Annotated in this window: 14 protein-coding genes; 12 read left to right on the top strand and 2 right to left on the bottom strand. The window is 53.6% G+C overall.

What is annotated here, in order from left to right:
- Positions 1-239: 239 nt before the first annotated feature.
- The 6 genes from cyoA (at position 240) to E2L00_RS12845 (ending at position 6,696) form a co-directional block, all read left to right on the top strand.
- Complete coding sequence (cyoA, locus tag E2L00_RS12870; RefSeq protein WP_167612132.1) at positions 240-1,187, top strand: cytochrome o ubiquinol oxidase subunit II; 948 nt, start codon at positions 240-242, stop codon at positions 1,185-1,187.
- Between the two features lie 17 nt (positions 1,188-1,204).
- Positions 1,205-3,196: a cytochrome o ubiquinol oxidase subunit I gene (gene cyoB / locus E2L00_RS12865; RefSeq protein WP_167612129.1), complete on the top strand. Its 1,992-nt coding sequence runs from the start codon at positions 1,205-1,207 to the stop codon at positions 3,194-3,196.
- The gene (locus tag E2L00_RS12860) at positions 3,186-3,809 is read left to right on the top strand and encodes a cytochrome o ubiquinol oxidase subunit III (RefSeq protein ID WP_167612126.1); all 624 of its coding nucleotides are present in this window, start codon (positions 3,186-3,188) and stop codon (positions 3,807-3,809) included. Before cyoB ends, E2L00_RS12860 begins: the two co-directional genes overlap by 11 nt.
- On the top strand, positions 3,809-4,138 hold the full coding sequence (locus E2L00_RS12855; RefSeq protein ID WP_167612123.1) for a cytochrome o ubiquinol oxidase subunit IV: 330 nt from the start codon (positions 3,809-3,811) through the stop codon (positions 4,136-4,138). The genes E2L00_RS12860 and E2L00_RS12855 overlap by 1 nt, the downstream gene beginning before the upstream one ends.
- Positions 4,139-4,149: 11 nt before the next feature.
- Entirely contained in the window at positions 4,150-5,037 is an 888-nt protein-coding gene (cyoE, locus tag E2L00_RS12850) for a heme o synthase (protein WP_167612120.1), read from the top strand.
- Positions 5,038-5,328: 291 nt separating this feature from the next.
- Complete coding sequence (locus E2L00_RS12845) at positions 5,329-6,696, top strand: MFS transporter (RefSeq protein ID WP_167612117.1); 1,368 nt, start codon at positions 5,329-5,331, stop codon at positions 6,694-6,696.
- Positions 6,697-6,776: 80 nt separating this feature from the next.
- Here the strand turns inward: E2L00_RS12845 and E2L00_RS12840 are convergent, their stop codons facing one another.
- Positions 6,777-7,268: a YajQ family cyclic di-GMP-binding protein gene (locus tag E2L00_RS12840; RefSeq protein ID WP_167612114.1), complete on the bottom strand. Its 492-nt coding sequence runs from the start codon at positions 7,266-7,268 to the stop codon at positions 6,777-6,779.
- A 138-nt stretch (positions 7,269-7,406) separates the two neighbouring features.
- Here E2L00_RS12840 and panE point away from each other — a divergent pair, with 138 nt between their 5' ends.
- Positions 7,407-8,321 carry a 2-dehydropantoate 2-reductase gene (gene panE / locus E2L00_RS12835; protein WP_167612111.1) on the top strand — a complete coding sequence of 305 codons (915 nt, stop codon included), beginning with the start codon at positions 7,407-7,409 and terminating at the stop codon, positions 8,319-8,321.
- Positions 8,281-8,874, top strand: a complete 594-nt coding sequence (gene yajL, locus E2L00_RS12830; protein WP_167612108.1) for a protein deglycase YajL — start codon at positions 8,281-8,283, stop codon at positions 8,872-8,874. The genes panE and yajL overlap by 41 nt, the downstream gene beginning before the upstream one ends.
- A gap of 98 nt (positions 8,875-8,972) precedes the next feature.
- On the opposite strand, the gene thiI is transcribed toward yajL, so the two are convergent.
- A complete protein-coding gene (thiI, locus tag E2L00_RS12825; protein ID WP_167612105.1) occupies positions 8,973-10,421 on the bottom strand; it encodes a tRNA uracil 4-sulfurtransferase ThiI in 1,449 nt (482 codons plus the stop codon).
- A gap of 192 nt (positions 10,422-10,613) precedes the next feature.
- Here thiI and xseB point away from each other — a divergent pair, with 192 nt between their 5' ends.
- The 4 genes from xseB (at position 10,614) to E2L00_RS12805 (ending at position 14,872) form a co-directional block, all read left to right on the top strand.
- The gene (gene xseB, locus E2L00_RS12820; RefSeq protein ID WP_167612102.1) at positions 10,614-10,856 is read left to right on the top strand and encodes an exodeoxyribonuclease VII small subunit; all 243 of its coding nucleotides are present in this window, start codon (positions 10,614-10,616) and stop codon (positions 10,854-10,856) included.
- 2 nt (positions 10,857-10,858) lie between these two features.
- Positions 10,859-11,758, top strand: coding sequence for a (2E,6E)-farnesyl diphosphate synthase (gene ispA, locus E2L00_RS12815; protein WP_167612099.1), 900 nt, complete (start codon positions 10,859-10,861; stop codon positions 11,756-11,758).
- Positions 11,759-11,854: 96 nt separating this feature from the next.
- Positions 11,855-13,717, top strand: coding sequence for a 1-deoxy-D-xylulose-5-phosphate synthase (dxs, locus tag E2L00_RS12810; protein WP_167612096.1), 1,863 nt, complete (start codon positions 11,855-11,857; stop codon positions 13,715-13,717).
- Between the two features lie 180 nt (positions 13,718-13,897).
- Positions 13,898-14,872, top strand: a complete 975-nt coding sequence (locus tag E2L00_RS12805; protein WP_167612093.1) for an aldo/keto reductase — start codon at positions 13,898-13,900, stop codon at positions 14,870-14,872.
- Positions 14,873-14,875: the final 3 nt, after the last annotated feature.

The raw sequence follows: 14,875 nt of genomic DNA, 5'->3' as shown, positions 1-14,875 counted from the left end.
GATTGGTTATACCAATTTACCCCTTCTATTTCCCACAGTCTGAAAATTCGTTCTAAACTCAACGCAGCGTAAGCGATTGCCCGATTTTACAGTTTGTTGCATTTCGTGTGACATGGACGGCGGAACACGGTAACACCCCGCTGACACCACGCCATTCATGTTTACAGTAATGTAACCTTCCCGTAAAATGCCGGCACACTTTAAACGACAATAGAGCTCCCTGGAATTGAGGTCGTTAAATGAGACTCAGGAAATACAATAAAAGTTTGGGAATGTTGTCATTACTCGCAGGAACTGTGTTGCTCAGTGGCTGCGATTCTGCACTTCTCGATCCCAAAGGACAGATCGGTCTGGAACAACGTTCTTTGATACTGACAGCTCTCGGGCTGATGTTGATCGTCGTTATTCCCGCTATCGTGATGGCTATCGGCTTTGCCTGGAAGTACCGGGCTTCAAATAAGGATGCCAAATACAGCCCCAACTGGTCGCACTCGAACAAAGTTGAAGCTGTTGTCTGGACTATCCCTATCCTCATCATCATTTTCCTTGCGGTACTGACCTGGAAAACCACGCATGCGCTTGAGCCCGGCAAACCGCTGGTGCATGAAGCGAAGCCGGTGACCATCGAAGTTATCGCCATGGACTGGAAATGGTTCTTCATCTATCCGCAGCAGGGTATTGCTACGGTGAATGAAATCGCCTTCCCGGCCAACACTCCGGTGGAATTCAAAATCACCTCTAATTCGGTGATGAACTCCTTCTTTATTCCGCGCCTGGGTAGCCAAATCTACGCAATGGCAGGTATGCAGACCAACCTGCACCTGATTGCCGACGAAGCGGGCACCTACGACGGTATCTCGTCTAACTACAGCGGTAGAGGGTTCTCTGGCATGAAGTTCAAAGCAATTGCTACGCCAGATATGGATACCTTCAACCAATGGGTTGCCAAAGCGAAACAGTCTCCGAACGTCATGAACGATATGACGACCTACGAGAAGCTGGCAGCACCTAGCGAATACAACAAAGTCGAGTACTTCTCTGCTGTTAAACCAGATTTGTTTAAAGACGTTATCGACAAATTCATGGGACACGGGAAGAGCATGGACATGACCCAACCGGAAGGTGAGCAAGCCTCTCATGAAGGTATGGAAGGTATGGACATGAGTCACGCGGAAACCTCTCACTAAGGGGCCGAGGAATAAAAATGTTCGGAAAACTTACACTGGATGCAGTCCCATATCATGAACCCATTATCATGATTACGGTGGCGGCAATTATCGTCGGGGGACTGGCGCTGATTGCAGCTATCACTTACTTCGGTAAGTGGGAATATTTATGGAAAGAGTGGATCACCTCGGTTGACCACAAACGCCTTGGCGTAATGTACGTCATCGTTGCTATTGTCATGCTGCTGCGTGGCTTCGCCGATGCCATCATGATGCGTAGCCAGCAGGCGCTGGCCTCCGCAGGGGAAGCCGGCTTCCTGCCGCCGCACCACTACGACCAGGTCTTCACCGCCCACGGCGTGATTATGATCTTCTTCGTGGCGATGCCTTTTGTTATCGGCCTGATGAACATCGTTGTGCCGTTGCAGATCGGTGCGCGTGACGTTGCCTTCCCGTTCCTGAACAACCTGAGCTTCTGGTTCACCGTTGTCGGCGTGGTGCTGGTTAACCTGTCACTTGGGGTGGGCGAGTTTGCGCAGACCGGTTGGGTTGCTTATCCGCCGCTATCGGGCATTGAGTACAGTCCGGGGGTCGGGGTCGACTACTGGATCTGGAGTCTACAGCTCTCCGGGATCGGGACGACGCTAACGGGTATTAACTTCTTCGTTACTATCCTGAATATGCGTACTCCGGGCATGACCATGTTCAAAATGCCGGTGTTTACCTGGGCTTCGCTGTGTACTAACGTGCTGATTATCGCGGCGTTCCCTATCTTCACCGTGACCGTCGCGCTGTTAACCCTTGACCGCTACCTTGGCACCCATTTCTTTACCAATGATATGGGTGGCAACATGATGATGTATATCAACCTCATCTGGGCATGGGGCCACCCGGAAGTGTATATCCTGGTGCTGCCGGTATTTGGTGTGTTCTCAGAAGTTGTTGCGACATTCTCTAAAAAGCGTCTGTTCGGTTACACCTCTCTGGTGTGGGCGACCATCGCGATTACCGTACTGTCGTTCATCGTTTGGCTGCACCACTTCTTCACCATGGGCAGCGGCGCGAACGTAAACGCCTTCTTCGGTATCGCCACTATGATTATCGCCATCCCAACAGGGGTGAAGATCTTCAACTGGCTGTTCACCATGTATCAGGGCCGTATCGTATTTAACTCCGCGATGCTGTGGACCATTGGCTTTATCGTCACCTTCTCTATCGGTGGGATGACCGGTGTTCTGCTGGCCGTACCGGGCGCTGACTTTGTACTGCACAACAGTCTGTTCCTGATTGCCCACTTCCATAACGTTATTATCGGCGGTGTGGTGTTCGGATGCTTCGCAGGCCTGACCTACTGGTGGCCGAAAGCCTTTGGCTTTACCCTGAACGAAACCTGGGGCAAACGCGCCTTCTGGTTCTGGATCATCGGCTTCTTCGTGGCGTTTATGCCGCTGTACGTGCTGGGCTTCATGGGAATGACCCGTCGTCTGAGCCAGCAGATCGATCCGCAGTTCCATACGCTGCTGATGATTGCAGCAGGTGGTGCGGCGCTGATTGCCTGCGGTATTTTGAGCCAGCTGATTCAATTCTACGTTTCTATTCGCGACCGCGAGCAGAACCGTGACCTGACCGGTGACCCATGGGGTGGCCGTACGCTGGAGTGGTCTACTTCTTCTCCACCGCCGTTCTATAACTTTGCCCACCTGCCGGCCGTTCACGAACGTGATGCATTCTGGGAAATGAAAGAGAAAGGCGAAGCGTACAAGCAGCCGACTCATTATGAAGAAATTCATATGCCGCGTAACAGCGCAGCGGGCGTTATCATTGCCGCCTTCAGTGCAGTATTTGGTTTCGCGATGATCTGGCACATCTGGTGGCTGGCGATTATCGGCTTCGCCGGTATGATCGTCACCTGGATTGCAAAAAGCTTCGACGAAGATGTGGATTACTACGTTCCGGTTGCGGAAGTCGAAATTCTGGAAAATCAGCATTTCGATGAAATTACCAAAGCAGGGCTGAAAAATGTCAACTGATACTCTGACTCACGCTAACGCCCACGCTCCTCATGTAGCAGAGCATGGGCATCACGATGCGGGAACCAATAAAGTCTTTGGTTTCTGGATCTACCTGATGAGCGACTGCATTCTGTTCTGTTGCTTGTTTGCTACCTATGCCGTTCTGGTGAACGGCACTGCCGGCGGTCCTGCAGGGAAAGACATTTTCGAACTGCCGTTTGTGCTGGTTGAAACTGCCCTGCTGTTATTCAGCTCCATCACCTACGGCATGGCGATCATCGCCATGAACAAAGGCAACAAGAGCCAGGTTATCTCCTGGCTGGCGCTGACCTGCCTGTGCGGTGCGGGCTTCGTCGGTATGGAAATCTATGAATTCCATCACCTGATTACCGAAGGTTTCGGTCCGGATCGTAGCGGCTTCCTGTCAGGGTTCTTTGCTCTGGTAGGCACCCACGGTCTGCACGTGACTTCTGGTCTGGTGTGGATGGCGTTCATGATGATTCACGTGGCGCGCCGCGGCCTGACTAACACTAACCGTGCTCGTCTGATGTGCCTGAGCCTGTTCTGGCACTTCCTGGACGTGGTTTGGATCTGTGTATTCTCAGTCGTTTATTTGATGGGGGCAATGTAATGAGTCATTCAACTGAACATGGCGGCGCCCACCACGGTAGCGTAAAAACCTATATGACAGGTTTTATCCTGTCTATCATCCTGACGGCGATCCCGTTCTGGATGGTGATGACAGGTACCGCATCCCACGCCACTATTCTCGGTGTGGTGCTGGTTACCGCAGTAGTACAGATTCTGGTTCACCTTGTGTGCTTCCTGCATCTGAACACCTCGTCGAGTGAGCGTTGGAACCTGGTGGCCTTTGCCTTTACGGCGCTGATTATTGCCATTCTGGTGGTCGGCTCGATCTGGATTATGTGGAACCTCAACCAGAACATGATGGTTCACTAAGAGCGACGTGTATGATTAAGCAATACCTGCAAGTAACGAAACCAGGAATTATTTTCGGTAATTTAATTTCTGTCATTGGGGGATTTTTACTGGCCTCGAAGGGCAGTATTGATTATCCCCTGTTTCTCTTCACCCTCGTGGGGGTGTCGCTGGTGGTGGCATCTGGTTGTGTTTATAACAACTTTATCGACCGCGATATCGACCGTAAGATGGAGAGAACCAGGAATCGGGTGCTGGTTAAAGGCCTGATTTCGCCGAAAACCTCGCTGGTATACGCCACCTTGTTGGGTATTGCTGGTTTCATGCTGCTGTGGTTTGGCGCGAATCCGCTGGCTATGTGGCTTGGCGTGATGGGCTTCGTGGTGTATGTCGGCGTATACAGCCTGTACATGAAGCGTAAATCCGTTTACGGCACGCTGATTGGCAGCCTTTCTGGTGCGGCTCCTCCGGTCATTGGCTATTGTGCCGTGACGAACGAGTTCGACACCGGCGCCCTGATCCTGCTGGCTATCTTTAGTCTGTGGCAGATGCCGCACTCCTATGCGATTGCCATCTTCCGCTTTAAAGATTACCAGGCTGCCAACATTCCGGTACTGCCGGTGGTGAAAGGGATCTCGGTCGCGAAAAACCATATCACGCTGTATATCATCGCCTTTGCTGTCGCCACGCTGATGCTCACGTTAGGCGGTTATGCCGGATATAAATATCTGGTGGTCGCTGCGGCGGTGAGCGTCTGGTGGTTGGGTATGGCGCTGCGGGGTTATAAAGTGGAAGACGATAAGGTCTGGGCGCGCAAACTGTTCGTCTTTTCAATCGTCGCCATTACCTCTCTCTCCGTGATGATGTCCGTCGACTTTATGGTGCCAGATTCTCACAATCTGCTGACTTACGTCTGGTAAGTTATGAACCGCATAAAGGGCGCTTCGGCGCCCTTTTTTATTGCTGTCAAACAGCTGAAAGCGTTTTTTGGCGGTTTGATATGAAACAGAAGGTGTGACCCTTTTCTTCTGTGGATTCCACTATTATTACGTTAAGATTCAGCGGGTTTTTCCAGAACTTAAGGGCGTATTAGCGCCTTTTTTCGTTATTATCGTTAATAATTCCCTCCTGTAATATTTATTAAACAACCAATCGTTTACCCTCCCCCGCCTACGCACTACACTATGTCCGGTTTTTCATCTGAGGTGGAAATGAACGATTACAAAATGACGCCCGTCGAGCTACGTGCGACGTGGGGTTTAGGCACGGTGTTTTCACTACGCATGCTCGGCATGTTTATGGTGCTACCGGTTCTTACCACTTATGGAATGGCGCTGCAGGGCGCGAGCGAAGCGCTGATTGGTTTTGCAATCGGTATTTATGGCCTGGCGCAGGCCATCTTTCAGATTCCCTTTGGCTTGCTGTCTGACCGTATCGGCCGCAAGCCGCTGATCGTTGGCGGATTACTTATTTTTGTGCTCGGTAGCGTGCTGGCCGCCCTTTCGGATTCCATCTGGGGCGTGATCCTTGGCCGCGCGCTGCAAGGTTCCGGTGCCATTGCCGCCGCCGTAATGGCGCTGCTTTCCGATCTCACCCGCGAGCAAAACCGCACCAAAGCAATGGCGTTTATCGGCGTCAGCTTCGGCGTTACCTTTGCCATCGCTATGGTGCTTGGCCCGATTATTACCCACTCTCTCGGCCTGAACGCTCTGTTCTGGATGATTGCGATTCTGGCGACCAGCGGCATTTTAATCACCCTTTGGGTGGTGCCAAATACCGAAAACCATGTCCTGAACCGCGAATCCGGGATGGTAAAAGGCTGCTTTAGCAAGGTCCTCGCTGAACCGAAGCTGCTAAAATTAAACTTCGGCATCATGTGCCTGCACATCATGTTGATGTCCACCTTTGTCGCCCTGCCCGGCCAGCTTGAACAAGCGGGCTTCCCTGCCGCGCAGCACTGGAAAATTTATCTCTGTACGATGCTTATCGCCTTTGCGTCCGTCGTGCCCTTTATCATTTATGCCGAAGTTAAGCGGCGTATGAAACGGGTGTTTATCGGCTGCGTGGCGCTGTTGTTAATTGCGGAGATTGTGCTCTGGGGCTCCGGCCCGCACTTCTGGGAGCTGGTAGTTGGCGTGCAACTCTTCTTCCTCGCTTTTAATCTCATGGAGGCCATCCTGCCTTCGCTTATCAGCAAGGAATCTCCGGCAGGCTATAAAGGCACAGCGATGGGGATTTATTCCACCAGCCAGTTTATCGGCGTGGCGATTGGCGGTTCATTAGGCGGCTGGCTGGACGGAATGTTTGATTCGCAAACCGTATTTCTGGCGGGCGCCCTGCTGGCAATGCTCTGGCTGCTGGTGAGTTCAACGATGAAAGAACCACCCTATGTCACCAGCCTGCGTATTGAACTGCCGGAAAATACGGCAAATGACGAAGAGCTGAAGGCAAGACTGCTGGCGCAGCCGGGCGTGAGCGAAGCGAATATCATTGCGCAGGAGCGCAGCGCCTACGTGAAAATCGACAGCAAAGTGACGAACCGCTTTGAAGTAGAGCAGGTTCTGAAAGGAGCGCTATAACGATGGGTGGCGCTGCACTTATCCACCCTATATTCATCACGCAGGGTGGATAAGCGCTTGTTAGCGCCATCCACCGAAGATCAGTCGCGGAAGTTTTTGAACTGGAACGGCTGTCCCAAATCCCCGCCATGTACCAGCGCCATTGCGCCCTGTAAGTCGTCACGGGATTTGCCCGTTACGCGCAGCTCTTCACCCTGAATCTGCACCTGTACCTTGATCTTGCTGTCTTTAATCAGCTTCACAATTTTTTTGGCAATCGCAGATTCAATGCCCTGCTTGAGCTTAGCCTCCACGCTCCAGGTCTTCCCGCTGTGCGCGAATTCATCCGGCACATCGATTGAAGCGCCTTCAATACCCCGCTTGAGCAGTTTGGCACGAAGAATATCCAATAGCTGGTTGACCTGGAAATCGGACTCGCTGGCAACTTTAATGGACTGATTTTTTTCATTCAGTTCAAAGGTTGCCGGCACGTTACGGAAGTCAAAACGAGTAGCGACCTCGCGCTCCGCGTTTTCAATAGCATTACGTACTTCCTGAATATCGATTTCAGACACGATGTCAAAAGATGGCATGTTTTCTTCTCCCTCTCTTTTTTGTTGCGTTGCATCATACCCGCTGGGCCGCGCAAAACAACCCGTTAAAGCAGGAGAGAACCCGATATAATATAGTTTACGCAAAACATCTACGCAGTTTGTGGATGGGGAGGAAAAATGAAAATCACCGTCCTGGGTTGCGGTGCTTTAGGCCAGCTCTGGCTGGCATCGCTTTATAAACAAGGACATGAGGTCCAGGGCTGGCTACGAGTTCCGCAGCCTTTCTGTTCCGTAAATCTGGTCGAGGTGGACGGCAGCATCTTTAATCAAACGCTGACGGCCAACGATCCCGATTTTCTCGCCAGCAGCGATCTGCTGTTGGTGACGCTTAAGGCCTGGCAGGTTTCCGGGGCCGTCAAAACGCTGGCTGCGACGTTGCCGGCGGCCAGCGTCATCCTGCTGCTGCACAATGGCATGGGCACGCTGGAAGAAATGAAGATGCTTCGTCAGCCTATTTTGCTGGGCGTAACCACGCATGCCGCAAAGCGCGACGGCAACGTTATCATTCACGTCGCCTGCGGCACCACGCATATAGGCCCTGGCAATGCCGCAGGCAGCGATTTCAGCCGCCTGGCGGACACGCTGCATCATGCCCTTCCGGATGTGGCCTGGCACGATAACATCATCCCGGCGAGCTGGAATAAGCTGGCGGTGAACTGCGTAATCAACCCGCTTACCGCGCTCTACAACTGCCCTAACGGCGAGTTAAAAAATCATCATGGCGAGGTGGTGAACATTTGCAACGAAGTAGCGCTGGTGATGGAGCGCGATGGTCACCATACCTCGTCTGAGAGCCTGCTCTGTTATGTGGAGCAGGTTATCGACAGCACTGCGGCGAACATTTCGTCCATGTTGCAGGATGTGCGCGTGCAGCGTCACACCGAAATTGACTATATCACCGGCTATTTACTGCGGCGCGCGCGGGCTCATGGCCTGGCCGTGCCGGTCAATAGCCGTCTGTATGAGCTGATTAAGCGTAAGGAGAATGAATATGAGCGTTCGAGCTCTGGTCTGTCTGGCGCCTGGGAGTGAGGAAATGGAGGCCGTTACCACCATTGATTTACTGGTACGCGGCGGCATTAAGGTCACGACGGCAAGCGTCGCAAGCAGTGGCGATCTCACCATTATCTGCTCACGCGGCGTAAAACTGGTCGCCGATGCGCCGCTGGTAGAAGTGGCCGACGGAGATTTCGACGTCATCGTATTACCCGGCGGATTAAAAGGGGCGGAATGCTTCCGCGACAGCCCGCTGCTGGTAGAAACCGTGCGCCAGTTTCATCTCTCCGGGCGCATTGTGGCAACCATCTGCGCCGCAGCAGGCACCGTTCTTGTTCCACATGAGATTTTCCCCATCGGCAATATGACCGGTTATCCGGGCCTGAAAGAGACCATTCCGGAAGAGCAATGGCAGGACAAACGCGTGGTCTGGGACCCAAGAGTTAACTTGCTGACCAGCCAGGGTCCGGGCACAGCGATAGATTTTGGTCTGAAGATTATCGATTTACTGGTAGGCCGCGAGAAAGCCCATGAGGTGTCGCAGCAACTGGTGATGGCCGCCGGGATTTATAGCTATCGGGATTATTAATGCCCTCACCCCAAAGGGGCGAGGGCACCGTTCGAGCCATGGTTTTCTCCCTCTTCCTTTTAGGGAGTTAGGGAGAAGGCCGGGGCGAGGGTTAAAGACTAAGCGCGGTAAACCTTCACGTTGTTAAAGCCCTGCTCGCGCAGATACAGCGCCTGCAGGCGGCTCATTACGCCACGCTCGCACCACAGCAGATAGGTTTTGCTCTGGTCTAAATCGCCAAACTTAGTGCTTAACTTGTAGAACGGCAGCGAGGCAACCTTCACGCCTGCGGGCTTAAACGGCTTCTCGTCCTGCTCATCGATAGAGCGGATATCCAGCAGCACGTCGTTCGGGCCAAACTCGCCTACCGTTTCAACCTCGGTAACCACTTCTTTGCTCTGGGTTGCGATATCGCGGATATCGATATTCGTCGCTTCTTCGACAACCTTATCCAGGATAGAGAAATCGAAGTTGGCTTCTTCCGCCTCAATCTTCGCCTTCACCGCCTTCACGGTTGGGCTTTTTGAGATCACACCGCAGTATTCCGGCATGGTACGAGCAAAATCAGCGGTGCCGATTTCACGAGCCAGGTCGATAATGTGCTCTTTATCGTGAGAAATAAGCGGGCGCAGAATCAGCGTATCGGAGACGTTGTCGATAAGACGCAGGTTAGTCAGCGTCTGGCTGGAAACCTGGCCCAGCGCTTCACCGGTCACCAGCGCCTGCACGCCGTAACGCTCAGCAACTTTTGATGCCGCGCGGACAAACATGCGCTTAAGCACCACGCCCATCTGGCCGTCTTCTACTTTCTCAAGGATTTCGCCAACCACCGGCTCGAAGTTGATAGCCACGAAACGCACGCGGTGGGAGCTGCCGAAGCGGTTCCACAGATAGTGGGCCACCTGCTTCACGCCAATTTCATGTGCCGCGCCGCCCAGGTTAAAGAAGCAGTAATGCACGCGGCAGCCGCGACGCATCAGCATATAGCTGGAAACGCCGGAGTCGAAGCCGCCGGAAATCAGCGACAGCACATCTTCCTGCGTGCCAATAGGGAAACCGCCGATACCTTCATAACGCCCTTTCACCAGCAGCAGACGATCGTTTTCTATTTCCAGATTAACCGTCACTTCCGGGTGAGTCAGCTTCACGCGCGCAGATTCGATATGCTGGTTTAAACCGCCGCCAACATAGCGTTCCACTTCAATGGAGCTAAACTCATGCTTACCACGACGTTTAACGCGCACACAGAAGGTTTTGCCTTCCAGCTGGTCACGATAAAGCTCCAGCGCCTGTTCGAAGATATTGTGCATATCGGTGTACGGCACATCTTCGACTTCAAGAATATGATGGATGCCGGGAATGCGGGTCAGGGCTTCGCGAATGGCGACACGCTGGTTTTCGTCTTTGGCGCGGACTTCGATATTGTCCCAGTGGCGAACAACGGCCAGATCTTCATCGTAGTGTTTTAAAACGTTACGGATGTTCCCGGTGAGCATTTTAATAAAGCGTATGCGCACAGATTGACTCTTGATGGTGATTTCCGGGAACAATTTAATGATAAACTTCATGGCGCTCATGATTTGTTGGTGAGCCAGGCATGCGTTGAGTCATGCGGGCTGAAAGACTTAAAGAACTGCAAAGGCGTGAGCGCCCTTGCATCCGAGGCGCGAAAGTATATCACTATCAGCTTGCCATGGCGTTACACAATTGAGTCCGCTACCATGGCGACGTCGCACAATTATTAGAGTCAGACATTCACTATGCCAAAAAAAACCGAAGTCCCCGTCAGCTTTGAAACCGCGCTTGTGGAGCTTGAACAGATTGTCACTCGCCTGGAAAGCGGTGAGCTGCCGCTGGAAGATGCGTTAAACGAATTTGAACGCGGAGTGCAGCTGGCCCGCCAGGGTCAGGTGAAACTGCAGCAGGCAGAACAGCGTGTACAAATCCTGCTGAGCGAAAACGAAGATGCGCCCCTTACGACTTTCACGCCGGACGCCGAGTAAAAATGGATTTAGATCAATCCCTTCAGGCTCACGCCGGGCGAGCCAACGACGCCCTGCTGCGCTTTTTAGCTCCGCTGCCGTTTCAGAACACTCCGCTGGTTGAGGCGATGCATTACGGCGCACTATTAGGAGGTAAACGCCTCCGCCCTTTCCTGGTATACGCTACCGGTGAAATGTTCGGCGTAGCGGATGAAGCGCTGGATGCTCCGGCTGCGGCAGTAGAATGCATCCACGCCTACTCTTTGATTCATGACGATCTGCCGGCGATGGATGACGACGATTTACGTCGCGGGCAGCCGACCTGTCACATCAAATTTGGCGAAGCCAGCGCAATTCTGGCAGGAGACGCCCTACAAACGCTGGCATTCTCTATACTCAGTGAAGCCCCGATGCCCGGTGTGGAAATCGCCGACCGTCTGGCGATGGTAAAAGAATTAGCTACGGCCAGCGGCGTGGCCGGGATGTGCGGCGGACAGGCGCTGGATTTGGCAGCCGAAGGCAAACAGGTCGCGCTCGCAGAACTTGAGAAGATCCATCGCCACAAAACCGGCGCGTTGATTCGCGCCGCCGTTCGCCTGGGCGCCTTAAGCGCCGGTGAGGCAGGACGTAATGCGCTGCCGCTGCTGGATCGTTATGCCGAAAGCATCGGCCTGGCGTTCCAGGTGCAGGACGATATTCTCGACGTGATTGGCGACACCACGACGCTGGGTAAGCGTCAGGGCGCCGATCAACAACTGGGTAAAAGCACTTACCCGGCGCTGCTTGGCCTGGAAAACGCCAGGGCCAAAGCGTGGGATCTCTATCAGGATTCTCTCCGTGCGCTGGAAGGACTTGCGAGCCAGTCGTTGAATACAACGGCGCTGGAAGCGTTAGCAAGCTATATCATCCAACGTGATAAATAATATTAATTTAGCCTTCACCATTTAAGTTGCAGCCAGGTGGCAAGGGACTTCCCCCTGTAACTTGAAGGATGACGGATAAAAACGAGTTTCTAATTGATGAGCTTTGATATTGCCAAATACCCGACCCTTGCGCTGGTAGACACAACCCAGGAGCTTCGCCTGCTGCCAAAAGAGAACCTGCCGAAGCTGTGCGATGAGCTGCGTCGTTACCTGCTTGATAGCGTAAGTCGTTCCAGCGGGCACTTTGCCTCCGGGCTTGGTACGGTAGAACTGACCGTGGCGCTGCACTATGTCTATAACACCCCCTTCGATCGGCTGATTTGGGATGTGGGCCATCAGGCCTACCCGCATAAAATTCTGACCGGTCGTCGCGATAAGATTGGCACCATCCGTCAGAAAGACGGCCTGCATCCGTTCCCGTGGCGTGCAGAAAGCGAATACGATGTGTTAAGCGTCGGCCACTCGTCGACCTCAATCAGCGCGGGCATCGGCATCGCGGTGGCGGCGGGCAAAGAAGCCAAAGACAGACGCACGGTTTGCGTTATTGGCGACGGCGCCATCACCGCGGGTATGGCGTTTGAAGCAATGAACCACGCCGGGGATATCCGTCCGGACATGCTGGTTATATTGAACGACAACGAAATGTCGATCTCCGAAAACGTTGGGGCGCTTAATAACCATCTGGCGCAAATCCTTTCCGGCAAGCTTTATTCCACCCTGCGCGAAGGCGGTAAAAAAGTCTTTTCCGGCGTGCCGCCAATCAAAGAGCTCCTCAAGCGTACTGAAGAGCACATCAAAGGTATGGTCGTACCGGGCACGCTGTTTGAAGAGCTTGGTTTTAATTACATCGGGCCGGTAGACGGCCACGATGTGATGGGTCTGGTGAATACGCTGAAGAACATGCGCAGCCTGAGCGGCCCGCAGTTTTTGCACATCATGACTAAAAAAGGTCGTGGCTACGCGCCTGCGGAAAAAGATCCAATCAGCTTCCATGCGGTGCCAAAATTCGATCCTTCAAGCGGCACTCTGCCGAAAAGCGCAGGCGGCCTGCCGAGCTATTCAAAAATCTTCGGTAACTGGCTGTGCGAAACAGCGGCTCATGACGACAAGCTGATGGCGGTCACGCCGGCCATGCGCGAAGGCTCTGGAATGGTAGAGTTTTCTCGCCAGTATCCGCAGCAATATTTCGACGTGGCGATTGCCGAGCAGCACGCGGTGACCTTCGCCGCAGGCCTTGCTATTGGCGGATATAAGCCGGTTGTCGCTATCTACTCCACGTTCCTGCAGCGCGCTTACGATCAGGTCATTCATGACGTGGCTATCCAGAAGTTGCCGGTGCTGTTCGCTATCGATCGGGCAGGCATCGTTGGCGCAGACGGACAAACCCACCAGGGCGCGTTCGACCTCTCCTTCCTGCGCTGCATTCCGGATATGGTCATCATGACCCCGAGCGACGAGAACGAATGCCGCCAGATGCTGCACACCGGCTATCACTATAACGATGGCCCCAGCGCGGTTCGTTACCCACGCGGCAACGGCACCGGCGCTGAACTCCAGCCGCTGGCGTCTCTGCCTATCGGCAAAGGCGTGAAGAAGCGCGAAGGTGAGAAAATTGCTCTGCTTAACTTCGGCACCCTGTTAGAGGACGCGGCCAAAGTTGCCGAATCCCTGAACGCCACGCTTGTCGATATGCGCTTTGTGAAGCCGCTGGATGAAACATTGATTCTGGCGCTGGCTGAGAGTCACGAATCCCTGGTGACTATCGAAGAGAACGCCGTCATGGGCGGCGCGGGCAGCGGCGTAAACGAAGTGCTGATGGCGCACCGTAAAGTCGTCCCGGTGCTCAATCTGGGCCTGCCCGATTTCTTTATTCCACAGGGCACCCAGGAAGAAGCGCGGGCCGCCATCGGGCTTGATGCCGCAGGCATGGAAGCGAAGATTCGCGACTGGCTTAAATAACCTTATATTTCCCCTAAATGATTCGAGCTACGGCCAGGCGGCAAACTCGTTCACCCCGCTGAGCTTATTTAAGTAAGTGATTCGGAATGAGCGAGTGCAGATAACACCGCTGTAGCTCGAAGAATGACGGGGAAACGCCTGCTATGCTTAGAAGAAACCCTACATAGCAGGAGTGGAACCATGCAATACAACATCTTAGGAAAAACCGATCTCAAGGTTTCCCACCTTTGTCTCGGCTGCATGACCTTCGGCGAGCCGGACCGGGGAAAACATGCCTGGACCCTCCCCGAAGAAAGCAGCCGTTTGATAATCAAACACGCGCTGGATAACGGCATTAATTTCTTTGATACCGCCAACAGCTATTCAGACGGCAGCAGCGAAGAGATTGTCGGCCGCGCTGTGAAAGACTTCGCCCGTCGTGAAGATATAGTTATCGCCACCAAGGTATATCATCAGGTTGGCGACCTGCCCGAAGGCCTTTCCCGGGCGCAGATCCTGCGTTCAATAGACGACAGCCTGCGACGCCTGGGCACTGATTACGTTGACCTTCTGCAAATCCACCGCTGGGACTACAACACGCCGATTGAAGAAACGCTTGAAGCGCTGAACGACGTGGTTAAAGCAGGCAAAGCACGTTTCATCGGCGCATCGTCGATGCACAGCGAGCAGTTTGCCCGGGCGCTGGCGCTCCAGGATCAAAACGGCTGGGCGCGCTTTGCTACCATGCAGGATCATTACAACCTGATTTATCGCGAAGAAGAACTCGATATGCTGCCGCTGTGCTACCGGGAAGGCGTGGCCGTGATCCCCTGGAGTCCGCTGGCTCGCGGCAAGCTGACCCGCCCGTGGGGCGATACCACGGCGCGTTCGGTTTCCGATGAATTTGGTAAAACCCTGTACGAAGGGAGTGCCGAAAACGATGCGGTAATTGCCGAACGTCTGGCAAACGTTGCCGCGGATAAAGGCGTTTCTCGCGCTCAGGTTGCGCTGGCGTGGCTGCTAAGTAAACCAGGCATTGCCGCCCCGATAATTGGCACGTCACGCGAACAGCAACTGGATGATTTGTTAGGCGCGGTGGATCTCGTGCTGGAACCGGAGGAAATTGCCGAACTGGAAACGCCGTATCAACGGCACCAGGTGGTAGGGTTTAAATAACAG

It is taken from the genome of Cedecea colo, from assembly GCF_011808225.1.
Taxonomy (GTDB): domain Bacteria; phylum Pseudomonadota; class Gammaproteobacteria; order Enterobacterales; family Enterobacteriaceae; genus Dryocola; species Dryocola colo.
The sequence above is the reverse complement of the archived record's forward strand: the minus strand, read 5'-3'. Positions and strand labels throughout refer to the sequence as shown.

Bases quoted from the DNA above. Each gene is read 5' to 3' on its own strand.
- E2L00_RS12805 (WP_167612093.1), top strand. From the start codon at position 13,898: ATGCAATACAACATCTTAGGAAAAACCGATCTCAAGGTTTCCCACCTT.
- cyoB (WP_167612129.1), top strand. From the start codon at position 1,205: ATGTTCGGAAAACTTACACTGGATGCAGTCCCATATCATGAACCCATT.
- panE (WP_167612111.1), top strand. From the start codon at position 7,407: ATGAAAATCACCGTCCTGGGTTGCGGTGCTTTAGGCCAGCTCTGGCTG.
- ispA (WP_167612099.1), top strand. From the start codon at position 10,859: ATGGATTTAGATCAATCCCTTCAGGCTCACGCCGGGCGAGCCAACGAC.
- E2L00_RS12860 (WP_167612126.1), top strand. From the start codon at position 3,186: ATGTCAACTGATACTCTGACTCACGCTAACGCCCACGCTCCTCATGTA.
- E2L00_RS12855 (WP_167612123.1), top strand. From the start codon at position 3,809: ATGAGTCATTCAACTGAACATGGCGGCGCCCACCACGGTAGCGTAAAA.
- xseB (WP_167612102.1), top strand. From the start codon at position 10,614: ATGCCAAAAAAAACCGAAGTCCCCGTCAGCTTTGAAACCGCGCTTGTG.
- E2L00_RS12840 (WP_167612114.1), bottom strand. From the start codon at position 7,268: ATGCCATCTTTTGACATCGTGTCTGAAATCGATATTCAGGAAGTACGT.
- cyoA (WP_167612132.1), top strand. From the start codon at position 240: ATGAGACTCAGGAAATACAATAAAAGTTTGGGAATGTTGTCATTACTC.
- E2L00_RS12845 (WP_167612117.1), top strand. From the start codon at position 5,329: ATGAACGATTACAAAATGACGCCCGTCGAGCTACGTGCGACGTGGGGT.
- dxs (WP_167612096.1), top strand. From the start codon at position 11,855: ATGAGCTTTGATATTGCCAAATACCCGACCCTTGCGCTGGTAGACACA.
- cyoE (WP_167612120.1), top strand. From the start codon at position 4,150: ATGATTAAGCAATACCTGCAAGTAACGAAACCAGGAATTATTTTCGGT.
- yajL (WP_167612108.1), top strand. From the start codon at position 8,281: ATGAGCGTTCGAGCTCTGGTCTGTCTGGCGCCTGGGAGTGAGGAAATG.
- thiI (WP_167612105.1), bottom strand. From the start codon at position 10,421: ATGAAGTTTATCATTAAATTGTTCCCGGAAATCACCATCAAGAGTCAA.